At 69.2% G+C, this 23682-nt stretch carries 17 protein-coding genes and 1 pseudogene; 13 read left to right on the top strand and 5 right to left on the bottom strand.

Translation table 11 applies throughout. The annotated features are described in order from the left end of the window. The first annotated feature begins 28 nt into the window (after positions 1-28). Positions 29-1660, top strand: a complete 1632-nt coding sequence (locus C1J00_RS00725) for an NAD-dependent malic enzyme (RefSeq protein WP_102907077.1) — start codon at positions 29-31, stop codon at positions 1658-1660. 203 nt (positions 1661-1863) lie between these two features. Here C1J00_RS00725 and C1J00_RS00720 read toward each other — a convergent pair whose 3' ends face one another. The 3 genes from C1J00_RS00720 to C1J00_RS00710 form a co-directional block, all read right to left on the bottom strand. After that, on the bottom strand, positions 1864-4380 hold the full coding sequence (locus tag C1J00_RS00720) for a SpoIIE family protein phosphatase (protein WP_245936124.1): 2517 nt from the start codon (positions 4378-4380) through the stop codon (positions 1864-1866). Positions 4381-4483: 103 nt separating this feature from the next. Then, the gene (locus C1J00_RS00715; RefSeq protein WP_102907076.1) at positions 4484-8755 is read right to left on the bottom strand and encodes a HAMP domain-containing protein; all 4272 of its coding nucleotides are present in this window, start codon (positions 8753-8755) and stop codon (positions 4484-4486) included. Between the two features lie 351 nt (positions 8756-9106). Continuing rightward, entirely contained in the window at positions 9107-9511 is a 405-nt protein-coding gene (locus C1J00_RS00710; protein WP_245936122.1) for an STAS domain-containing protein, read from the bottom strand. A gap of 107 nt (positions 9512-9618) precedes the next feature. Here C1J00_RS00710 and C1J00_RS00705 point away from each other — a divergent pair, with 107 nt between their 5' ends. Then, complete coding sequence (locus C1J00_RS00705; protein ID WP_102907083.1) at positions 9619-9948, top strand: helix-turn-helix transcriptional regulator; 330 nt, start codon at positions 9619-9621, stop codon at positions 9946-9948. Positions 9949-10213: 265 nt separating this feature from the next. Here the strand turns inward: C1J00_RS00705 and C1J00_RS00700 are convergent, their stop codons facing one another. After that, positions 10214-11635, bottom strand: a complete 1422-nt coding sequence (locus C1J00_RS00700) for a DEAD/DEAH box helicase (protein WP_102907075.1) — start codon at positions 11633-11635, stop codon at positions 10214-10216. A gap of 311 nt (positions 11636-11946) precedes the next feature. Continuing rightward, entirely contained in the window at positions 11947-12099 is a 153-nt protein-coding gene (locus tag C1J00_RS47560) for a hypothetical protein (protein WP_281262738.1), read from the bottom strand. A 26-nt stretch (positions 12100-12125) separates the two neighbouring features. On the opposite strand from C1J00_RS47560, the gene C1J00_RS47555 reads away from it, so the two are divergent. From C1J00_RS47555 to C1J00_RS00645, 11 genes and pseudogenes are all read left to right on the top strand, one after another. Continuing rightward, the gene (locus C1J00_RS47555; RefSeq protein WP_281262739.1) at positions 12126-12257 is read left to right on the top strand and encodes a hypothetical protein; all 132 of its coding nucleotides are present in this window, start codon (positions 12126-12128) and stop codon (positions 12255-12257) included. 195 nt (positions 12258-12452) lie between these two features. Next, positions 12453-12548: pseudogene (locus tag C1J00_RS00690) on the top strand (CBS domain-containing protein); the annotation flags it as partial. Between the two features lie 170 nt (positions 12549-12718). After that, positions 12719-13711 carry a PaaX family transcriptional regulator gene (locus C1J00_RS00685; RefSeq protein WP_245936121.1) on the top strand — a complete coding sequence of 331 codons (993 nt, stop codon included), beginning with the start codon at positions 12719-12721 and terminating at the stop codon, positions 13709-13711. Positions 13712-14487: 776 nt separating this feature from the next. Further along, the gene (locus C1J00_RS45815) at positions 14488-14787 is read left to right on the top strand and encodes a hypothetical protein (RefSeq protein WP_219728295.1); all 300 of its coding nucleotides are present in this window, start codon (positions 14488-14490) and stop codon (positions 14785-14787) included. 234 nt (positions 14788-15021) lie between these two features. Continuing rightward, entirely contained in the window at positions 15022-16224 is a 1203-nt protein-coding gene (locus C1J00_RS00675) for a glycoside hydrolase family 5 protein (RefSeq protein WP_102907073.1), read from the top strand. 277 nt (positions 16225-16501) lie between these two features. Next, positions 16502-17089: an extracellular solute-binding protein gene (locus C1J00_RS47550; protein ID WP_219728294.1), complete on the top strand. Its 588-nt coding sequence runs from the start codon at positions 16502-16504 to the stop codon at positions 17087-17089. After that, complete coding sequence (locus C1J00_RS46220) at positions 17086-17835, top strand: extracellular solute-binding protein (protein WP_219728298.1); 750 nt, start codon at positions 17086-17088, stop codon at positions 17833-17835. Before C1J00_RS47550 ends, C1J00_RS46220 begins: the two co-directional genes overlap by 4 nt. A gap of 44 nt (positions 17836-17879) precedes the next feature. Then, positions 17880-19733, top strand: coding sequence for a rhamnogalacturonan lyase family protein (locus C1J00_RS00660; RefSeq protein ID WP_180989343.1), 1854 nt, complete (start codon positions 17880-17882; stop codon positions 19731-19733). 4 nt (positions 19734-19737) lie between these two features. After that, positions 19738-21087 (top strand): right-handed parallel beta-helix repeat-containing protein, encoded by a 1350-nt coding sequence (locus tag C1J00_RS00655; protein WP_102907070.1) that lies wholly within the window; start codon positions 19738-19740, stop codon positions 21085-21087. Positions 21088-21220: 133 nt separating this feature from the next. Beyond that, a complete protein-coding gene (locus C1J00_RS46215; protein ID WP_245936120.1) occupies positions 21221-21547 on the top strand; it encodes a hypothetical protein in 327 nt (108 codons plus the stop codon). A gap of 130 nt (positions 21548-21677) precedes the next feature. Next, the gene (locus C1J00_RS00645) at positions 21678-23609 is read left to right on the top strand and encodes a glycosyl hydrolase 53 family protein (RefSeq protein WP_180989342.1); all 1932 of its coding nucleotides are present in this window, start codon (positions 21678-21680) and stop codon (positions 23607-23609) included. Positions 23610-23682 lie beyond the last annotated feature (73 nt).

The raw sequence follows: 23682 nt of genomic DNA, 5'->3' as shown, positions 1-23682 counted from the left end.
TGTATAAGAGACAGCCACCAGCCCCGCAGTGACGACCCTGGCCGACCCCCTGGTCAACAGGGGCACCGCCTTCAGCCGGCACGAACGCGAGGAGCTGGGGATCGACGGGCTGCTGCCGCCCGCCGTGGAGAGCCTGGACGAGCAGGTCGCCCGCGCCTACGAGGCGTTCCACGGCTACGACAAGCCCCTCAACCGGCACATCTACCTGCGGCAGCTCCAGGACACCAACGAGGTGCTCTTCTACCGCCTGGTCACCGAGTACCTGGAGGAACTGCTGCCCGTCGTCTACACGCCGACGGTGGGTGAGGCCTGCCAGAGGTTCAGCGAGATCTACCGGCGGCCGCGTGGCCTGTTCCTGACCTGGGAGGACCGGCACCGCTTCCGGGAGATCCTGCGCAACCGCCCGCACCGGGACCACGACGTGGACGTCATCGTCGTCACCGACGGGCAGCGCATCCTCGGCCTGGGCGACCAGGGCGTCGGCGGCATGGGCATCCCGATCGGCAAGCTCAGCCTCTACACGGCCATCGGCGGCATCCACCCCGCCCGCACCCTGCCGGTCCTGCTGGACGTCGGCACCGACAACGAGACCCTGCTCGACAACCCCCGCTACCTGGGGCGCCGCGCCCGGAGGCTGACCGGCGCCGAGTACGACGAGATGATCGAGGCGTTCGTCTCGGCGGTCGAGGCGGAGCTGCCCGGGACCCTCCTGCAGTGGGAGGACTTCGCCACCGCCCACGCCCATCCGATCCTCGCCCGCTACCGCGACCGGCTGCTCACGTTCAACGACGACATCCAGGGCACCGCGGCCGTCACACTCGGCGCCCTGTCCACCGCGGCGGACGTGGCCGGCACCCCGCTGCCCGAGCAGCGTGTGGTGATCCTGGGCGCGGGGTCGGCCGCCATCGGCGTCGCCGACATGATCCGTACGGCCATGATCGACGAGGGCCTGGCCGAGGACGAGGCCACGGCACGGTTCTGGATCCTCGACGTCGACGGCCTGCTGGTGTCCTCCCGCTCCGAACTGACCCCGCAGCAGCGGAGGTTCGCGCGTGACGACAGCGAGGTGACCGGCTGGGACGGCACTGGCCTCGCCGAAGTGGTGCGCCGTGTCGAGCCGACGGCGCTTATCGGGCTGTCGACGGCGCACGGCGCGTTCACCGAGGAGATCGTGCGGCAGATGGCCTCGGCCTGCGAACGGCCCGTGGTCTTCCCGCTCTCCAACCCCACCTCGCACTCCGAGGCCGAGCCCGCGGACCTCACCCGCTGGACCGACGGGCGGGCGCTGATCGCCACCGGCTCGCCCTTCCCTCCGCTCACGGTCGACGGGCACGAGGTGCCCGTGGCGCAGTCGAACAACGTGTACGTCTTCCCGGCCATGGGCCTCGCGGTGACCGCGAGCCGGGCCACACGGGTCACGGACCGCATGCTCGTGGCCGCCGCCCGGGCCGTAGCGCGGTGCGCCGTGCGGGCGGCGGACGGCGACGACGGCCCCGTGCCGCTGCTGCCGCCGCTGGCCGGGATGCGGGAGTCCGCCCGCGAGATCGCCCTGGCGGCGGCACTCGCCGCCGTCGAGGACGGGGTGGCCCCGCGGGCGACGGAGGAGGAACTGCGTGAGGCGGTCACCCGGACGCAGTGGGAGCCGCGTTACGCGGACTAGTGCCCCGGTCCCGAGATGAGTCGCGAGCGGCAGATGCGGTCGATACGGCGGCGGGCAGGCCCAGGGCGGTCGACACATGGCGCCGGACGGCGGTGAGCGCCGCGTCGGGGGAAGACCCCTCCGGGCCCCTCCCCCATGCACCGCATGAACCCGGCGGGAGCCGGGCACGCCCGGCCGTCGCGCTGTTTGCGGACCCGCCTCCCTCACCCGACCCGGATGCCCACGATGCACGTGTCGTCGTCGGTGTCCGACTTGCTGTACGTCAGGAGGCGGTCCAACTGCTGGTCGAGTGTGCTGGGTGCGGTGCGGGCGGTGGTCAGGAGGTGGGTCAGGGACTCCTCCACGGGCCGGTCGCGGCGTTCGACCAGGCCGTCCGTGTACATCAGCAGAGTGTCTTCGGGGGCCAGCTGGAGCTCGGTCTCCTCGTACACCGCCTCCGGCACCGCTCCGAGCAGCAGCCCCTTGACCAGGGGCAGGGGAGCCGCTTCGGTGTCCCGGACGAGTACGGGCGGCAGATGTCCCGCCCGGGCCCAGCGCAGCGTCCGCCGGACGGGGTCGTACAGCCCGCACACCGCGGTCGCGGTGACGGCACCCGTCAGATGGTGCGCCACGATGTTGAGCCACGACAGCAACTGGCCCGGCCCGGCACCGGTCACCGCGAGACCGCGCAGCGCGTTGCGCAGGACGACCATGCTGGTGGCGGCCTCGATGCCGTGACCGGCCACGTCCCCCACGCACAGCAGCACCTTGCCGGACGGCAGGACGACGGCGTCGTACCAGTCGCCGCCCACCAGTTGCTCGGTCTCCGCGGGCCGGTAGCGGACGGCCACCTGGAGCCCGGACACCTGCAACGGCGCCTGGGTGGGGGGCATGATGGCGTGCTGCAACTGCAGGGTGAGCCGGTTGCGTTCGGTGGCCTGTTGCTCGGTGTGCGCCAGCTGGTCACGTGTGGCGGCGAGCGCCACCTCGGTCCAGTGCTGGGCCGAGATGTCCTGGTAGGCACCGCGCACCAGGAGCAACCGGTCGTCGGTGTCGAGCACCGGTTCGGCGACGATTCGGATGTGCCGGGTCACGCCGTCCGGCCGCTGCAACCGGAACGCCGCGGCCGCCGGCCGCCGATGGTGCAGCAGCGTGCGCAGGAAGCGGCGGATGGAGACGCCGTCGTCCGGGTGGGCGTGGGCCGGCAGCTCCTCCAGGGCCACCGGGGTGCTCGTCTGCGGGCGTCCGTAGAGGTCGAAGAGCTGCCCGTTCCAGGTGATCTCACCGGTGAGCACGTTCTCCTCGAACCCGCCGATACGGCCGAGCCGCTGGGCGTGCTGGAGCAGACTCGCCAGCCGTGCCGCCTCGTCCTCGATACGCCAGATGAGGAGCACGGACATGCCGTGACGGCTGATGCTGATGTCGGCCACCGCCGAGAGGGGGACCTGGTCGACGAGGGCGGTGAGGTTCATCCGGCGGGCCCGGAAGGGCTCACCGGTGGCGTAGACCCGCTCGATGCGCTGGAACAACTCGCTGTCCCCGGCGGCCATCGGATAGGCCTCCAGGAGCAGCGCGCCGTTCACGACCGCCCGCGGCCTGCCCGCCGGGTCCAGGAACCGGCTGTTCACGTGCTGGATGCGGAAATCCACCAGGTGCCCGTCGGCGTCGAGGTGCGGCACCAGGACGAGGGTGGGGTCGTGCAGCCCGTCGGCCAGGTCCATCAGCTCGGCGACGTCGGGCAGGACGCGCGGCTCCTGGGCCGCTCCCCGTGGCGGCGCGTACATCTCCAGCGTGTGCGCGCACAGTTCGGCCAGCGCCTCCACCTGGCGAACGATCTGCGGCCGCTGCGGCGCGAGAGGGGCCGGCCAGGCGATCTCCAGCACGCCGTGGATGCGGCCTCCGGTACCGGCGGGCAGGGCGGCCCGGCCGCCGTCCGGGTGGTGGTGCAGGCCGATGCTGGGCAGTCCGGTCTCGCCGAGCGTGGTGATCCACTGGCCCTCGCGCTCGATGAGGCCCCGCCGCGCCACGGTCACCACGTCCGGCGGGACGTAGCGCCAGCGCGCGGCCTCGGCCGGTGAGAAACCGGCGCTGCCCGCGAGAGTGAGCGAACCGTCGGAGCCCGCGGCCCAGATGGCCACGGCCACCGCGCCGAGCGGGCGCAGCGCCTGCTCCAGCAGGGCGTCCGCTACGGCTTGGGTGTCGTCCGCCGCCAGTACGCCGCTCTCGGCCGCGCGCAGGCGTACGGCGGCCGACTCGGTCTCGTCCGCGGCCCGGGTGGCGGCGAGGAAGGCCTCCGTCACCTCGGACATCCGGTCCTTGGCTGCCTGATTGATGACGTCGACGGCGAGTTCCAGGGGGGTGACCTGAGCCTGCTCGGCCAACTGGGCCAGCTGCCGGGCGGCCTGGGCCGGCCCACACTTCAGCCGCTCGACCAGGACACCCTTGGCGAGCTCGACCAGGGCACGCCCTTCGGCCTCCGCCTGGGCGGCCCGTACCTCCCGGCTGAGCCGTTCCACGGTGGCGGCGAGCCGCCCCACCGGGGAAGCCGACGACAGGTCCCCGCCGGGGCCGGCGGGCGGGTCGTCGGAGGCCTTCGCGTCCTCGTCCGTGGTCGGCGGCACGGCGTCGGTGCTCGAAGGCACGGCGTCGGAATTCACCGTCGGCGGGGCAGACCCGGGTCCGGTGGCCGAAGGGCGCTCCGGGCCACCGTCCTGACCCGGTTCGCGCGGCTGCTCGGACATGCTCACGGTGTGGATGCTCCTCGGCTGGAGCGCCCTGGGGCGCGGAACGACAGGCGCTGGGGGGCGCCCGGTCCGCCGGTCAGCGGTCCGGGCGCCGGTGTGCTCATGCGGGCAGCCAGCGGCGGACGCAGGCCATGAGGTCGCGCGTGTCGACGGGCTTGGTGACGTAGTCGCTGGCACCCGAGGCGAGGCTCTTGTCCCGGTCGCCCGGCATCGCCTTCGCCGTGACGGCGATGATGGGCAGCTCGGCGTACTGCGGCATCCGCCGGATCTCGGCCGTCGCGGTGTAGCCGTCCATCTCCGGCATCATCACGTCCATCAGCACGAGGGCGACGTCCGGGTTGTTCACCAGCGTCTCGATGCCTCTGCGCCCGTTCTCGGCGTGCAGCACGCGGAAGCCCTGCACCTCCAGGATCCCGCTCAGCGCGAAGAGGTTCCGCGCGTCGTCGTCGACGACGAGGACGGTGCGGCCGGCCGACGCGTCGTCGACGGAAGGCGGCGTCAGACGCTGCGGCCCTTCGGTCCGGACGAGGGAGAGCACGTCACCGGGCTCCTCGGCGGACAGGTGCAGGGCGATGCGCTCGCGCAGCTCGTCGAGGCTGGACAGCAACTCCAGTGCGCCGCCCGCCGAGCGGGAGCGCAGCGTCTCGCCCAGAGGCACGTCCCCGGGATGGCTGCTGTGCACCAGCACCGGCACGCTCGTCAGCGCCGAGTCGCCCTCCAGGGCCTGCAGGAAGCGGGACGCCTCGTCGTCCCGCATGCCCAGCTCCAGGACGACGCAGTGGCACGGCTCGGAGGCGAGGGCACCGGCCGCCTCCTGGGCGCCGACGGCGGTGATGATGTCGACCGCGGGCCGCTGAGCGCCGTCGGCGCGGCCGTGCGTGAGGTCGGCGACCACGCTCTCCGCGACGAGGGTCAGCAGACCGCGCGACCGCTCCTCCACGACCAGCAGGCGCCGGGGCCGGGGCCCGGGCCCGATCTGGGGCACCGGCAACGAGCCGGTCAGTCCGTGCGGGACGGGTTCCGCCGAGGTCCGCTCCGGGGTTCTGCCATGCCCGAGCAGTTCCTCGAAGTCGGTACGGGCCACGGGCAGGAAGAGCGTGAACGTACTGCCCTGGCCGGGTGTGCTGTGCACGGACACGGCGCCGCCGAGCAGTTGGGCGATCTCCCGCGTGATGGACAGGCCCAGGCCGGTGCCGCCGTATTTCCGGCTCGTCGTGCCGTCCGCCTGCTGGAAGGCGCCGAAGATCGTCTCCAGGTGCTGCTCGGGGATGCCGATGCCGGTGTCCTTGACGCGGAAGGCCACCACGGCGGCGCCCCGGACCACACCCGCCGGCACCTCGTCGTCGGTCGCGGGCTCGATGCTCAGCTCCACGCCGCCCTGCTCGGTGAACTTAACGGCGTTCGACAGGAGGTTGCGCAGCACCTGACGCAGCCGGGACTCGTCCGTGAGCACGTCCGCGGGCGCGCCGGGAGCGGTCGTCACCGTGAACTCCAGGCTCTTCTGCGTCGTCATCGGCCGGAAGGTGGCCTCGACGTACTCGATGAGCCGGCGCAGCGTCACCCGCTCGGGCGTGACGTCCATCTTTCCGGCCTCGACCTTCGACAGGTCGAGGATGTCGTTGATCAGCTGCAACAGGTCCGAACCGGCGGAGTGGATGATCTGCGCGTACTCGACCTGCTTGGGCGTGAGGTTGCGGGACGGGTTCTGCGCCAGCAGCTGGGCCAGGATGAGCAGGCTGTTGAGCGGGGTGCGCAGTTCGTGGCTCATGTTGGCCAGGAACTCCGACTTGTACTTCGAGGCCAGCGACAGCTGCTGGGCGCGCGTCTCCAGTTCCTGGCGGGCCTGCTCGATCTGCAGGTTCTTCGCCTCGATGTCCCGGTTCTGCGCCGCCAGCAGCGAGGCCTTCTCCTCCAGCTCCGCGTTGGAGCGCTGCAGTTCCTCCTGCTGAACCTGCAACTCCGTGGAGCGGGCCTGGAGTTCGACCGTGAGTCGCTGCGACTCGACCAGCAGCTCGTCGGTGCGGGCGTTGGCCACGATGGTGTTGACGTTGACGCCGATGGTCTCCATCAGCTGCGCGAGGAAGTCCCCGTGGATCTGGGTGAAGGGCGTGACCGACGCCAGCTCGATGACGCCGAGGACCTGGCCCTCGACGACGATGGGCAGCAGCACCAGCGCGGTCGGCACCACCTGGCCGAGGCCCGAGGAGATGGTCACGTAGCCGTCCGGCAGCTCGTCCACCACGATGGTGCGCCGGCTGCGGGCGGCCTGGCCGACGAGGGTGCGCCCGAAGGCGATGCGGGAGGGCCGGCTGCTGCCCTCGGGGTAGCCGTAGGAGCCGACGAGCCGCAGTTCGGGCCCGTCGTCGCCGTCCTCGGCGAGGTAGAAGGCCCCGTACTGGGCCGACACCAGGGGCACCAGCTCGTCCATGATCAGCTCGGCGACCACGGGCAGGTCGCGGTGACCCTGCATCAGGCCGGAGATCCGGGCGAGGTTCGTCTTGAGCCAGTCCTGCTCCTGGTTGGCCCGGGTGGTCTCGCGCAGGGACTCCACCATCGAGTTGATGTTGTCTTTGAGCTCGGCGACCTCGCCGGACGCCTCCACGTTGATCGACCGGGTCAGGTCACCCTCGGCGACGGCGCTGGTGACCTCGGCGATGGCGCGCACCTGCCGGGTCAGGTTGCCGGCCAGCTCGTTGACGTTCTCCGTCAGGCGCTTCCAGGTGCCGGAGACTCCCTCGACCTCGGCCTGTCCGCCGAGGCGTCCCTCGGTGCCGACCTCGCGGGCGACGCGCGTGACCTCGTCGGCGAACGCGGACAGCTGGTCGACCATCGTGTTGATCGTCGTCTTCAGTTCGAGGATCTCGCCGCGTGCGTCCACGTCGATCTTCTTCGACAGGTCGCCCCGGGCCACCGCGGTCGTCACCAGCGCGATGTTGCGCACCTGGCCGGTGAGGTTGTTGGCCATGGAGTTGACGTTGTCGGTGAGGTCCTTCCAGGTGCCGGCGACGTTCGGCACGTGTGCCTGGCCGCCGAGGCGTCCCTCGGTGCCGACCTCGCGGGCGACCCGCGTGACCTCGTCGGCGAAGGCCGACAGCGTGTCGACCATGGTGTTGATGACCTCGGCCAGTGCCGCGACCTCGCCCGCGGCCTCCACGGTGATGCGCTGCGAGAGATCGCCGCGCGCCACGGCGGTGGCGACCTGGGCGATGGAGCGGACCTGACCGGTCAGGTTCGACGCCATCACGTTGACGTTGTCGGTGAGGTCCTTCCAGGTTCCCGATACACCGCGCACCTGGGCCTGGCCGCCGAGACGCCCCTCGGTGCCGACCTCACGGGCGACGCGGGTGACCTCGTCGGCGAACGCGGACAGCTGGTCGACCATCGTGTTGATGGTGCTCTTCAGCTCCAGGATCTCGCCGCGCGCGTCCACGGTGATCTTCTGCGAGAGGTCGCCCTTGGCAACCGCCGTGGCCACCAGGGCGATGTTGCGGACCTGGCCGGTGAGGTTGCCCGCCATGAAGTTCACCGAGTCGGTGAGGTCGCGCCAGGTGCCCTTGACGCCCTTGACATCCGCCTGGCCGCCCAGGCGTCCCTCGGTGCCGACCTCGCGGGCGACGCGGGTGACCTCGTCGGCGAACGCGGACAGCTGGTCGACCATCGTGTTGATCGTGGACTTCAGCTCCAGGATCTCGCCCCGCGCGTCCACGGTGATCTTCTGCGAGAGGTCGCCCTCCGCGACCGCGGTGGTGACCTGGGCGATGGAGCGGACCTGGCTGGTGAGGTTGCCCGCCATATGGTTCACGGAGTCGGTCAGATCGCGCCAGACCCCGGCGACACCCGGCACTTGGGCCTGCCCGCCGAGTCGTCCCTCGCTGCCGACCTCGCGGGCGACGCGCGTGACCTCGTCGGCGAACGCGGACAGCTGGTCGACCATCGTGTTGACGGTCTCCTTCAGCTGCAGGATCTCGCCTCGGGCGGGCACGTCGATCTTCTGCGAGAGGTCGCCCTTGGCAACCGCGGTGGCCACCTGTGCGATGTCGCGGACCTGGGTGGTCAGGTTGCCGGCCATGGCGTTCACCGAGTCGGTCAGGTCGGCCCAGGTGCCCGAGACCCCCGGCACCTCCGCCTGCCCGCCGAGCGTGCCCTCGGTGCCGACCTCGCGGGCCACCCGGGTGACTTCGGAGGTGAACACGGACAGCTGGTCGACCATGCCGTTGAAGACCTTGGCGATATCGCCCATGAGGCCGTCCGCGTCGTCCGGCAGCCGGGTGCCGAAGTCCCCGTCGCGTACGGCTGTCAGGCCGGCCAGCAGTCGTCGCAACTCCTGGTCGCCCGGCACCGCATCGACGACGCCAGTGCTGTCGCTGGTCATTCGCACCCTCGTTCCGCTCCCCAAGAGCCCTCGTCAGCCGAGAACTCGGAACCCGCCGGACCGATGGGTGGCCCGGTTGTCATGCATGCATCTCCGCGGTCACGGATGTGTATGTGATGTGGAAATACGCCGCAGGTTAACTCACGTTTCGAGCCCCGAACAAAGCAGGAACCGTCCCCTCGGCCGAACAGCGGCGCCCTGTAACGAGCCCTCAGGCGAGGCTGAATCCATGCCTACGACAGTGCCGCACAGACCGGGGCGCACCCCGTCTCCACCACCTCCGGACGGATCTTCCGCAGGCCATGACGCCGGTCCTCTTCTGTGAAGAAGACGTGAGCACGCCGAGGCGGCTCAGGAGAAGGCGGCGTCATCGACCGAATCCCGCGTCTGAAGAATGCTGTCGACTCCGGTGATCTCGCAGAGCCGCTTCAGCTGCGGTGGCGGCGCGACCACGCGCAGGGCGCCCGCCTGGTGAGTGAGGATCAGCAGATTCAGCAGCGTCGAGTCCGCGAAGGTGATGCCGGAGGCGTCCAGGATCACCTTCGGATGCCTTCTGACCCCGGCGTCCAGGGCTTGCGCCAATGGCGCGATCGAGTCCATGTCGTAGGCGCCGCGAGCGACGACGACCCAGGCCCCGTGCCGTTCGTACTGCGACAGTACAGCCCCCGGACGGGCATGCGCGGGGGCCGGCTGCGGCAGCGGCTTGGCATTGGTGCCACGCGTGAGCGCGGGCATGCCGGCCTCGTCCCAGGGCACCTTCGGGCTCCTTCTGTGGCTCTCCCCGATGGGAGCACGTCATCTGTTGCATGAAAAGTATGTCACGTATCCGCGTTCCGGCAACGGTGTCCCCTAAAATGCAGCGCATGGTCGGAGTGCCCGAGTCCCACACCGGTTGGACGTTCATCACCAGTCACGCGCGCGTTCTGGCAGCCATCGCCGACAACCCGAACGCCCGCATCCGCGACATCGCCGCCCGCTGCCGGCTCACGGAGCGCGCCGTCTCACGGATCATCTCCGACCTCGAGCAGGACGGTTACCTGTCCCACACCCGGGACGGGCGCACGAACACCTACCGCATCGAGCCGAACAAGGTGCTGCGCCACCCGGCCGAAGCGGGCCTGTCCGTGGCTTCCCTGCTCTCCTTGCTCGTCCAGGACGAGACGGACCGCATCAGGAAACCGGTCGCTCAGTAGCCGTCACCAGGCCGGCGGCCTGTCGGCGTCAGGGTGCGCAATGGCCGGCATGGTCGATCAGGTGCGCCCGCCGTGCCGGAGGCAGCCCCGGGCCGGGACGGTCCCGGACGAGTTCCGACCCGGTCGCCGGAACGCGCGGCGCCCCCGTACGGCAACTCACACGCGGTCACTTCACGTCACGCCGTCCCGTGCGCCCCAGCCGATCTCCGGTCACGCGTATCCGTCCAGCAGCGTGGACACCGCCCGGCAGTCCGGGAAGCCGGTCTCAGCCGCCGCGCCGCACCCGGGCCGCCTTGCGGGCCTCCGCCAGCTTGCGGGCCTCGCTGCTCTTGCGGGACGGCCTGCCGCCGGAGTCACCCTTCACGTCCTTGGTGCTGCCCAGGCCGCGGAACGGGGCGTTGTGATTCTTGGGCCGCGGTACGGCCGGCCCGCCGTCGAGAGGCGTTCCGGAGGGGGCCTTGGCGCCGGTGATCCGGCTCAACTCGGCCTCGCCCGACCGCACTTTGGTGACCTTGGGAGCGACGTCGGCGTCCGCCATGACCTGGCTCGTCTCGCGGCGCTGTCCCGGCAGGACGAGTGTCACGACGGTGCCGAAGCGGCCGGCCCGCGCCGTGCGGCCCGCGCGGTGCAGATAGTCCTTCGGGTCGGTGGCCGGGTCGACGTTGACCACGAGGTCGAGGTCGTCCACATGCAGGCCGCGTGCGGCGACGTTCGTCGCCACCAGCGCGGTGACCTGTCCGTTCTTGAACTGGGCCAGGGTCCGGGTGCGTTGCGGCTGGGACTTCCCGCTGTGCAGTGCGGCGGCGGCCACGCCGCTGGCCCGCAGATGCCGCGTGAGCTGGTCGACGCCGTGCTTGGTGTCCAAGAACAGCAGGACACGACCGTCCCGCGCGGCGATTTCCGTGGACACGGCGTACCGGTCCGGGCCGTGTACGACGAAGACGTGGTGCTCGATCGCGGAGACCGCGTTGGACGAGGGGTCCACGGAGTGGGCGACGGGGTCGCGCAGGTAGCGCCGCACCAGTTCGTCGACGTCGCGGTCGAGTGTGGCGGAGAACAGCATCCGCTGCCCGTCGGGTCGCACCTGGTCCAGGATTTCGGTGATCTGCGGCAGGAATCCCATGTCGCACATCTGGTCGGCCTCGTCCAGCACCGCGATGCGCACCCGTCCCAGCCGGCAGCCCTTGCGCTCGATGAGGTCGTGCAGCCGACCGGGCGTCGCGACGACGATCTCGGCGCCGTCCCGCAGCACGGCGGTCTGCCGTCCGATGGACAATCCGCCCACGACGGTCGCGAGCCGCAGCCGCAGCGCCTCGGCATACGGGGTGAGCGCCTCACCGACCTGCTGGGCCAGCTCCCTGGTGGGGACCAGGACGAGCGCCAGCGGCTCTTTGGGCTGCGCACGCCGCCCGGCCGTCCGGGCGAGCATCCCCAGGCCGAAGGCGAGGGTCTTGCCGGACCCGGTGCGGCCTCGGCCCAGGACGTCCCGTCCCGCGAGCGCGGTCGGCAGCGCCGCAGCCTGGATGGGGAAGGGCACGGTCACACCGTGCTGGTCGAGCGCCCGCAGAAGCTCGGCCGGCAGCCCCAGCCGCGCGAAGGACGCCGCCGCGGGCGGCGCCGAAACGGCGCCCGAGGCCTCGGACGCGTCGTCCCGCTGCCGGGCATCGGCACGTGCTGATTCGCTCACAGAGAGCCTTCCTCCGAAGGGACCGTACCGAGGAAGGCGCGGCAGGGACGCAGCCACCAGCCAGAGACACCGAACGGAGACCGACACAGCGACGCTGCAAACGCGAAACGTTACCACAGGGCGCGCCGCCCGGACCTCCCGTGGTCGCGCCGCACAGCCGAGGAATGACGGCACCTCATGCCCGATCTCTCGCGCCACGCCCGTGGCGCCACCTGGGCGTGTCGGCGGCCGCCGACGATCGATGGCTTCGTGTGGCCTTCGCGCTGCCTGCCTGGCCGCGTACCGCGGTGATCGCGTGCTGTCCCAGACGGTCAGTCCTTGTGGCCGAGCCGTGCGCGTCCGGTGCGCCAGGCGTGTTCGGCCAGTAGCACGGTGGAGCCGGTGGCCAGGCAGACGGCCCACTGAAGGGGACTGAGGGGAAAGGTGTCGAAGACGCCGTGGGCGAAGGGAACTTGAACGGCGATGATCTGGAGAGCAGGACGGCTCCCACATGTTGACCCACAGCAGCTGGATCGCCGACATGGGCGCCGGCAGCCCGGCCGGCACGGCGGCGAGCAGGGTGAGGATGACGCCGATGTTGGTGGACAGCTGGAAGCAGACGAAGGTGACGATGTTGTCGTAGATGGAACGGCCTTCGCGCACGGCGCGGACGATGGTGGAGCAGTCGTCATCGGTCAGCACCATGTCGGCGGCTTCCTTGGCGACGTCGGTGCCGGTGACGCCCATGGCGACGCCGATGTGAGCCGCCCGCAGGGCGGCCGCGTTCCCTGGTCCGCCGGCGCCGAGATCCAGGTGGGTGGCGACCTCGTCGTCGTGCGTCCCGGACGCGGCACGGCTGATGGAGCGACGGGGCGTCGAGCGGCTGCCCGTGGTGGACGAGGAGGACCGCCTCATCGGCATCGCCACGCGCCGCGGCAGGACGTGGACCCAGGGCGAGCCGTCGTCGTTCAGGGCGAGCCGCAGAAGTTCCAGGCCGGCGCGGTGTTCGGTGAGCAGGCACCGGTGCCCGCAGGTCCCGCAGGGTGGAGCAATCGCGGCAGGGCTCCGCCCGGCGATTTCACAACCGTTACAGTGGTGCCGACCGTGCCCTCCGCGTCGGAGCCGACCTTGCCGAACCTGTCCCACCTCGAGGAGATCTTCTCCGACGAGGGTGACGGCGCCGCCGGACCCGTGCAGTCGCCCGGCTGGCAGAGCAGCGTCTCGCCGCAGGGACTCGCGGTGACTTTGATCGCCGACTACACGTTCCCCGTTCGGGCCTGGTTGCCGTCGGCGGCGATCGTGGCATTGCTCGGCGAGTTCCAGGTGACCGCGGGCGCCGCCCGTACGACGATCAGCAGGCTGATGCGCCGAGGGGTGCTGGAGAGCAGTCGGCAAGGGCGGTACAGCTCCTACCGACTGACGTCGCAGGCCACCGTCGACCTGTGGAGCGGCGCCAGCTCGATCGCCACCTTCACCACTCAACCCGACTCATGGGACGGGCAGTGGACGCTGATCGCCTTCTCCGTCCCGGAACAGGAGAGCACGCGGCGGCGCGCGTTGCGCACCGCGCTGCGTTGGCGCGGATTCGCGCCGCTGTACGACGCGCTCTGGGTGTCGCCGCACCCCCTGACCCCCAAGGGGCGGATCGAGGTGGCAGACCTGGCGCGGGGAGCGGTGACCGTGTTCCGCGCGCGGCAGGAGGATCTGGACACGGAGGTTGACCGCAACCCGGTCCAGGCCTGGGACCTGCCGGGCATCGCCGAGCACTACCAGGCTTTCATCAGCCGATGGAGCGGCTTGCTGCCACACATCAGCGCCGACGACGTCACCGGTGCCGACGCGGTGCGCGCCCGGACCGAGGTCATGCATGCCTACCGGCACTTCCCCATCCTGGACCCGTTGCTCCCCATCGGGCTGCTGCCGCCCGGCTGGCCCCGGTCACGGGCGCGGGAAGTCTGCGTCGCGGTGTACGACGGTCTCCTCCAGCCGGCCCAGGACCATGTCCGCGCTGTGGTGACCCGATGCGCGGAGGGGCCGCATCTCGACATCAGGGCCCATACGATCGCCGGCATGAGTGCGGGTATCGGTCACGGCTGACGACGGACCGCCGCGGGCGGGACCGGGCGGACCGCGGAGACACCACACAGCGCCTCCCACCCTGCGATCCGTCGAATGCGCGTCGAAGGCAACAGAGTTGAGCTCCGATGATTGACAGATAGGCACCCGATCGGGACTCTGACTGTTGCAAGACCCCATGGGAACGCTCCCAGAAGCGCCCGGCGCACGACGAGTGGAAGGAGAGGCACCCTCTGCGACGCTTCCGTGGAATTCCCATCCCCCATCAGATGGGCGGGCAGATGGGTGCGAAGGGCTTTCGCCATGATCGAGTCACCGGTCGGCCGGTGTTCACCGGCTCGCCGTGTCTCTGCTCGCAAGACCACGCCACATCGATCGCCACCACGGTCGCTGCCATGGGCAAGGCCGGTACGTCCTCCACCGTGCGCAAAACGCCGACCTGACCACCCCCCACGGTTACTCCCCCCCACCACCTCGGTCAGCGTCACCGCCGCAGCATCACCGATGCCCCTTCCCGGCGCGTGATCGAGCAGCGCTCCGCAAACCCCCACACCAGGAGTCCTCATGACCATGCAACGGCGTAACTTCCTGCCCCTGAGCGCAGCCGGAGCCGCGGGCGTAGGCATGTCCCTGCTCGGCACGGGACCAGCGGTTGCCACTGCGAGGGCCGGAGCTCCGCCCCAGCGGTTCGCGGTCGGAGTCGGCGTCTCCGACCACTCGATGGGCGGCATGACCACCCACGGCCTGCTGACGGCCCGGCCGGACGCACGGATCACGGCCCATGGTCCCCATGTCCTGTGTGGGCGTGGGCAACCCGAGCCCGTCGGTCCGCGCCAAGGCCCTGTTCATGCACGGCGACCGCGACGGAGCGTGCCCCGATCTCCTCCGCTCGTCAGGCGTTTCGGGAACTGCCCGCCGCCAAGGCGTTCGTCGCCTTCCGCTATGCGGGCCACAGCAACTACCTCGGCGACTCCCGCACCCTCAACACCTTCGTGGACTGGATGCGGTGGAGTCTGTACGGCGACACCGCGGCCCACGACCTCCTTCGCTCCGGCACCACCTCCAGCACCACCACCTGGGAATCCGCCCTGAGCTGAGGATCAACCACGCACGGCGCCCGGCCCCATGCGCAGCGCGGGCGCTTCGCAGCTCCGACCACTTCGCGGAACGCTGCGAGGCAAGCCGTGGGTGGCTCAATTGTCTGTGTACGTTCCCAGGGAGAGGGCGGGAACGACACCTCTGAACACCCGGTGCTGCTCCGGCCGCTGACACTCGGGCAGACAGGTCCACATGGGGGCCGACACCCTCAAGGCTGGAAGAGAGGAAAGCTCATGGTTTCACTAGCAGGGAAGATCAGAGTCGTTTTCCTTGCCGTCCTGTTGACGGTTGCCGCATCCGTGTACGGCGCTGCACATCAGGCATCGGCCGACACCGTGGCACAGTCGAGCGCTTCGCAGATCGTGGCCGACATGGGCGCGGGATGGAATCTGGGGAACCAACTCGAAGCCACCACCAACGGATACCCCAGCGAAACGGCATGGGGCCAGCCGACCGTCACCCAAGCCCTCATCGACAAAGTGAGGGCGGCAGGGTTCAAGACGATCCGGATCCCGGTCTCCTACCTGGGCAGCATAGGACCCGGCCCGAATTACACGATAAATCCCTCCTGGCTGAACCGAATCCAAGAAGTCGTCAACTACGCTTACAACAGGGGCCTGCATGTGATGATCAACATGCACGGTGACGGATACAAGACCATCAACGGCTCCTGGCTGATCTGCGATTCACCCTCCCAAACGACGATCAAGGACAAGTACCAGAAAGCTTGGCAGCAAATCGCGAACCGGTTCAAGAACTACGACCAGCGCCTGATCCTGGAGTCCATGAACGAGGAGTTTGACGGGCAGTACGGCAACCCGACCCAGCCGTGCTACTCGAACATCAACAGCTACAACCAGATCTTCGTGGACACCGTGCGGAAAACCGGCGGAAACAACAGCTCGAGGTGGCTGCTCGTCCCCGGCTGGAACACGAACATCGATTACACCGCAGGGAATTACGGCTTCAAGCTTCCGTCCGACCAGTATCGATCCCCCTCCATTCCCGCCAACGAGCGGCGCATCATGATCTCCGTCCACCACTACAGCCCGTGGGACTTCGCCGGAGAGGAAAGCGGCACCATCACGCAGTGGGGGCGAGCGGCGACCAATCCATCGAGAACGTCGACCTGGGGCCAGGAGGACTACCTGGATTCCCAGCTCAAAAAGATGCATGACACCTTCGTCACGAAGGGGTATCCGGTAGTGCTCGGCGAGTACGGCGCGATCGACAAGTCGTCGTTCGATTCGTCGAACAACAGGTATCGCGCGGACTTCGCGCGGGCTGTCACGGCCACCGCCAAGAAATACGGGGCGGCCCCCGTCTACTGGGACAATGGCACAACCGATCGGTACGGGTTCGGACTCTTCAACCGGCGCTCCCTCACGGTGACCCAGCAGGGCATCATCAACGCCATCATGAGCGGCGTGGGCTAGCCACGGTACCGGCCAGAGCCTTCCGTCTGGCGCACAGCAGGCCCAGGGGCCCGGCGACGGGTACGGAGCTGCGCGGCAGCCGCTTCGTCCTGTGAGCCATGAGGTCCACACCGCCGCTCGTGGGCAGCGATGTGTGCGGTGTGTCGGCGGCAGTGCTGAGCCTCCTCGAGAACGCCCGCCCCTCGTTCAACCAGAGCAGCGGTTCGCGATGTCTGTTCGGTCACCGCCGGAGCAATCACGGGGCGGGCCGCTCGCTCGGAAGGTGGTGCACACGCCCATGGCAGTGTCACGAAGACGGCTTCTGGCACTGGGCGCCGGAGCGGCCGCCGGAGAGTACTGGACGGCCGGCTGCGGGTCGCAGCGCTCGCTCGGCGACTCGGACGAGATCACGCTGTGGACCTGGGACCGGTCGGTGAGCGACGAGCTGGTCGCCCGGGCAGAGACGAGGGGCATTCCCGGGGCCGAGGGCTTCAGAATCAGCCGCACCAACATCGGCGGCCATTTCAACACCAAAGTGCGTACCGCGCTCGCCGGCAAGTCGCTGGTGCCGGACATCATCGGCATCAACTCGGACGTGGCCACCTACTTCCCCAACCAGGACGTGTTCGTCGACCTGAACGACTTCGGGGCGGCCGAGCTGAAGAGCCGGTACCTGGACTGGAAGTGGAACGAGTGCATCACGCCCGAGGGCCGGATGATCGCGTTCCCCATGGACACCGGGCCCACCGGGCTGTTCTACCGCACCGACCTGTTTCAGGAAGCCGGGATCACCACCGACCCGGAGGAGCTGGCCGCCCGGGCCCCGACTGGGACGGCTTCATCGCCCTGGGCAAGGAGCTGCAGAAGTCCCGGGAGCGCGCGGTGATCTGCCCCAACATCCGCCACGTCTGGAGCATCCGGCTCGGCCAGCTGGCCAGTGAGTTCATGACCGAGGACGGCCGGTACGCCGGCGACCGGGACGAGCTGCGCGAGGCATTCGAACTGGCCTACCGGATCGGCAGGGACGGCCTGTCGGCCGGCGCCCCGGAGGGCTCCACCGACTTGTACGGCGTGATCACCAGCGGCCGGCAGCCGGTGGGTATCGGCGCGGTGTGGTGGGGCCTGGCCTTTCCGGAGTCGGCCGCACCGAAGACCGAGGGCAAGTGGCGGGTGGCCGACCCGCCCGGTGGCGCGTGCGATGTCGGCGGCTCGTTCCTGGCGATCACCAAGTACTCGAAGAACCCCGAGGCGGCCTACAAGTTCATCACCTGGCTGCAGTCTCCGGAGAACCAGGTCAAGGCGTTCACGGAGATGTCGCTGTTCCCGTCTTCGCCGCGCTCCTTCACGAGGCCGGAGATGCGTGAGCCCCGGCCCTTCTACGGCGGGCAGCGCACCATCAACGACCCGGGCAAGGTGACGCTGCAGGTGGCCGTGCAGCAGCTGAACGGCCTCTACACCACCGACCAGTCGATGGTCATCGCCGGAGCGCTCATGTCGGTGATACCGCTGATCGGGGTCTTCCTGATCGGCTCGCGCCACTTCATCGCCAACCTGGCCGCCGGCTCCATGAAGTTCCGAAGAAGCACGCGCGTAGTCCCGCCTTTCGACGCGCAGTCCTCGCACCTGCGCTGAGTTCTTCAGTCAGGCACGAGCCCTGCCCCTGCACGGGAGGATCCATGAAACAGTCCATCAAGGTTCCGTTAGCCGGGGCCACAGCGGTACTCCTGTCGGTCGCGGCCACGACGCTCGCGGTCGAGGCGGGTGCCGCGACGCCGGCGGACGGCGTCGCGGCGGCGGCCGCCAGACCGATGGAGAACCTCGGCCGCGGCGTCGTGGCCGTGCGGTCGAGCAACACCAGTGTTCTCGTCTCCTGGCGGCTGCTGGGGCTCGACCCGGACGGCATCGGGTTCAACGTCTACCGGTCCACCGCCTCAGGCCAGGAGGTCAGGCTCAACTCCGCGGTCCTGACCGGAGGCACCAACTTCACCGACTCGACGGCCGACTTGACCCGGTCGAACAGCTACCGGGTACGGCCCGTGATCAACGGCGCGGAGCAGCCACCGAGCGGCGCCTTCACCCTGACCGCCAACCACGCCGTCGAGCCGGCCCTCCGCGTACCACTGCGCGCCGGTGGCCCGGTGAAGTTCGTCTGGGTCGGCGACCTCGACGGTGACGGTGAGTACGACTTCGTCCTGGACCGCCAGACATCCCCGCAGACACTCGAGGCCTACCGGCGCGACGGGCAGCTCCTCTGGTCGGTCAACATGGGCCCGAACAGCAGCAACCAGAACAACATCGAAGGCGGATCGTCCACCATCGACGTCGGCCACAACGACGGCGTGACCGTCTACGACTTCGACAGCGACGGCCGCGCCGAGGTCGCCGTGCGGATCGCCAACGGCGTCCGCTTCGGCAACGGCACCACATTCACCCACAGCGACAACAACCGCCAGTTCATCGCGATCCTCGACGGCATGACCGGGGCGCCCCGCGCGACCGCTCCCGTGCCGACGGACTACCTGGCGGACGGCCCGATGTACGCCCGGTTCGGTGTGGGCTACCTCGACGGTTCCCGGCCCAGTCTGGTCGCCTTCATGAAGAACCGGAGGGGCAACGGGGCGTTCAACCTCATGATGGGCGCCTGGCAGTTCACCGGCCAGTCCCTGACCCAGCAGTGGAAGTGGCTGCGCGGCAACCAGAACACACCCGACGGGCACAACACCCGCGTCATCGACGTCAACGGCGACGGGACCGACGAGGTCGCCGAGATAGGCTTCGTACTCAACGGCGACGGCACCCTGCGGTACTCCCTGGGCCCCGCGGGCGTCATCCACGGCGACCGCTTCCACATCGCCAAGATGGACCCCAACCGGCCGGGCCTGCAGGGCTACGGCGTCCAGCAGGACAACCCCAGCGGTCTGCGCGAGTACTACTACGACGCGGCCAACGGCTCCATCATCTGGCGACACACCGCGTCCGGCACCGCCGACGTGGGACGCGGCATGGCCGGCGACATCGACCCGCGGTTCCCCGGCATGGAGGTCTGGTCCTTCTCAGGCCTCTACAACGCACCCGCCAACCGCCTCACCGAACCGAACACCTCACTACGTCCCTGGCCGCAGCTGGGCTTGTGGTGGGACGGCGACATCACCATGGAACTGCTCAACGACGGCAAGTTCGAGAAGTGGGACCCGAACAACCCCAAGCCCACCAACAGCCTGACACGGCTGCTCACCACCTCGAACTACGGAGCGGTCGACGCGAGCCAGAACGTCCAGCCCACCTTCTACGGCGACATCCTCGGCGACTGGCGTGAGGAAGCCGTGTACACCAACGCGAGCCACAACCAGCTGATCATCTTCACCACCGATCACCCGACGAGCACACGGCTGTACACGCTCGCGCACAACCCCGCCTACCGCAACGCCATGACGCTCAAGGGATACATGCAGTCCCACCACGTCGACTACTTCCTCGGTGCCGGCATGACCCGGCCCCCCCGGCCGAACATCACCTACTCCGGGAGCTGACGCTGTGAGAACCGCGAAGTTCGTCACCCGCGCCCTCCTGCTCTCGGTGGTCACGGCGAGTTCCATCGTCATGGCCCCCGGCTCGGCGTCCGCGAGCGCCGCGGCGGCCGGGAACACCTACTACGTCGCCCCGAACGGAAACGACGGCGCAGCGGGTACGCAGGCCGCTCCGTGGCGGTCGATCGCCCGTGCACAGGCCGTCGCCAAGGCGGGCGACACGGCCTACTTCCGGGGCGGCACCTACGCCTACACCCGCGCGAACAGCGCCTGTTCGAGCCAGACCGCGAGAGTCGACGCGATCACCCTGAACAAGAGCGGCAGCTCGGGCAACCCGATCCGGTACTGGGCCTATCCGGGCGAGAAGCCGGTCTTCGACTTCTCGCGGATGACGGACAACTGCCGCATCAAGGGCTTCAACGTCACCGGCAGCTGGATCCACCTCAAAGGACTGGAAGTCAAGGGCGTTCCGCAGAACAACACCCGGAACGCCGAGTCCTGGGGCATCTGGATCTCCGGCAGCAACGGCGTCTTCGAACAGATCAACACCCACCACCACATGGGCACCGGCCTGTTCATCAACGGCGGGGGCGGCAACCTCGTCCTCAACTCGGACTCGCACGACAACTACGATCTGCGCAGCAACGACGGGCCGGGCGAGAACGCCGACGGATTCGGTTCGCACTACACGCCGGCCGGCCGCGCCGCGAACGTCTTCCGGGGTTGCCGCGCGTGGTGGAACGCCGATGACGGGTTCGACCTCATCTCCACCTACTCGCCCGTGACCATCGAGAACTCGTGGGCCTGGCGCAACGGCTACGTGCCGGGGACCACGACGCCCTCCGGCAACGGAGCCGGCTTCAAGTCCGGCGGCTACGGGGGCGACTACGAAGCGAACGCGCCGAAGCACACCGTCCGCTCCTCGGTGGCATTCCTCAACAAGGCGGCCGGCTTCTACGCCAACCACCACCCGGTGGCCAACGACTTCTTCAACAACACCGGCTACGGAAACCACCCCAACTTCAACATGAGGGGAGTCAACTCGAGCGGCGCCGCCGTCGGCCGGGGCAACCTGCGCAACAACATCGCCTACACCGGAACGCCGACGTCGTACATGACCGGAACGAACGCCGCGTACAACACCTGGAACCTCGGCGTCCCCCTGTCGAACTCCCAGTTCCAGAGCGTGTCGACGTCCGGCTGGGACGCGCCCCGCCAGACCGACGGAAGCCTGCCCGTACTGCCCCACCTCCGGCTCGCAGCGAACAGTGCCCTCATCGACAGGGGCACCGACGTGGGACTGCCCTTCAGTGGAAATGCGCCGGATCTCGGCGCCTTTGAGAACGACGGAAGGTGACATCTTGAGGCACAGATCGCGTGTCGTTTCGAAGTACTGGAAGGTGGCCGCCGCCGCACTGTTGTCCGTGGCGTTAGCGGCACCGCTCTCGGCGGGCACCGCTGCGGCGGAGACACCTGCAACGAAGACACCGGTGACCAAGACATCGGCAACGGCGCTCCAGGACCAGGGTGCCGCCGCACTGGTCGTGGACCGCGGCCTCAAGTATCTGGTGTCCGACTACGAGACACGCGCTCCGACGAAGTACACGGCTGACTCCTGGAAACCCTTCGCCAAGGCGTTGCGGACCGCGGCCGCGGTAGCCGACGACACATCTGCCGGCAAGTCGGAAGTCGCCGACGCGAAGACAGCCCTGATGACCGCCGCCGGCGATCTGAAGGCCGCTGACGAAGGCACGTTCCAGACGGCAGCCGGACTACCCAACGTCGACTACCTCGATGTCGGTCCCGCCACCGGCTGACATCCCATGCTCTGCCGGTCTCTTCGACCGGCAGAGCGCACAGGGTCACGTCCAGTGCCATGGAGAACGACGGCCAACCGCGTGGGAAACAGCACCCGCCGCAAGTACGTCACACCGTCAGGAGAAGGACATGAGCAGCAAGCGTCTGCCCCGCGTCATCGCGGGCACGACGACGTTGGTCACCATGGTGTCCGCGACTTTACTCATGGTGCCCGCGCCGGCCCATGCGACCTTCGGAACCGCGGACATCAAGCCGATCGAAAGCAATATCGCCGCCAAGGCCTGGGCCTCGGCGACAGCCGGCAGCGGCTCGTCGAACGCCGGACTGGCCATCGACGGCGACCCGACGACGTCCTGGTACCCCAATCGTGCAGGCGCCCGGCAGTGGCTCACCGTCGACCTGGGTGGAACCTACGACAACCTGCGTAAGGTCAAGGTCATCTTCCCGGACCGTGGCGTGGCCCACCGGTACGTGGTCGAGGCCTCATCCGACGGTCGCCGGTGGAAGACCATCGCCGACCGGTCCCGTAACCGAGCCGTGGCGCGCGGGGAAGTGCACCTGTTCACCCGGCCGGGAACGCGCTTCGTCCGGCTGATGTTCACCGGTGGGCCGGACCGTGCCCCGGCCGGGGTCAGCGAGCTCCAGGTCTTCAACTACCTACGCGACGACCTCACCCTCGGCGCCGATCTGTCCTGGGTGGACGACGTCCAGGACCGGCAGTACTGGGTCAATCCCCTGGCCGAGGACCGCGGCGCCGGCCCACACCTGCTCGACGTGGCCAAGGACCGTGGCATGCAGTACGCCCGGCTGCGGATATTCAACGAACCGCGCAGCGAGAGCACCGGTCAACCGACTCCGATACCGCGCCAGGGTCCGGAGCGCTCACTGGTCTCAGCGAAGTGGATCAAGCAGCGGGGCATGGGCCTGGGGATCGACTTCCACTACGCGGACTCATGGGCGGACCCGAGCAAGCAACCAAAGCCACGCGCCTGGGCCGAGTTGGAGTTCGCGGACCTGTCCAAGGCCGTGTACGACTACACCGCCGACTACCTGAAGCGACTGAAGCGGCAGGGCACCACGCCGGAAAAGGTGGCCGTCGGCAACGAGATCATCAACGGTTTCATGTACGGCAGCGAGGCGGCCCAGATCGGAACCACGAATCCGCCGTATTTCGTCGACCAGGCCGATATCTACCAGTCGAAACCCGGCGGTGGCCTGCTCTGGAAGTACTGGAAGTCAACCGACCCGGCGGAGCGACAGCTCTACGACCAGGCGTGGGACCGGTTCACCACCCTGGCCGCGGCCGGGATCAAGGCCGTCCGTGACGCGTCACCGAAGTCCAAGGTCGAGATCCACGTGATCGTCGGCAAGGACCGGCTCGACAAGACCATGGAGTTCTGGCACCAGTTCCTCACCCGGGTGAAGGCGAAGGGCCAGAATCCTGATGTGCTGGCCATCTCGTACTACCCGGAGTGGCACGGTACGCCCGAGGCGCTGGATCGCAACCTGAACGCCATGGCCACCACCCATCCCGGCTACGAGATCGACGTCGCCGAAACCGCCTACCCCGCCTCGGGCGGTGAGGGCTCGCCGGTGCCCAACTCACCGTTCCCGCGAACGATTCAGGGTCAGGCGGACGCCATCCGGAGGGTGTTCCAGGCGGCCAACGACGTGGTCGACAACCGAGGTTCAGGTGTGCTGGTGTGGGAGCCGGCCAGCTACCAGCCGATGTTCCGGGCCGTGCCCGGACTGGCGAACACGTGGGAGCCGCACGCGTCCATCAACGTCTTCAACGCCAGCCGCGCCAAGCACGTCCTCCAGGACACCCTCTACACCGCCACCGTGGTGGGTGCCGCCCCGAGGCTGCCCTCCTCCATCCGCATGCTCACCACCGCCGACAACAGGATCACCAGTGTCCCGGTCCGCTGGCAGCCGTTGCCACCCGGCGCGACCGACAGGCCGGGTGAGGTGACGGTCACCGGCACGACGCGCACAGGACCGGTCACGGCGGTCATCGACGTCGTTCCCAGGCGCGGCGAACACGACTCGACCACCTCATAGCCTCCATCGCCTCCCGGTCGCGCCGGCGCTGCGGGTGGTGTCCCGCACTCCACCGGCACGCGGCACGCGGCAA

The organism is Streptomyces cahuitamycinicus (assembly GCF_002891435.1).
GTDB classification, from domain to species: Bacteria; Actinomycetota; Actinomycetes; order Streptomycetales; family Streptomycetaceae; genus Streptomyces; species Streptomyces cahuitamycinicus.
Note: the sequence above shows the minus strand (reverse complement) of the source record. Positions and strands in the feature narration are given on the sequence as shown.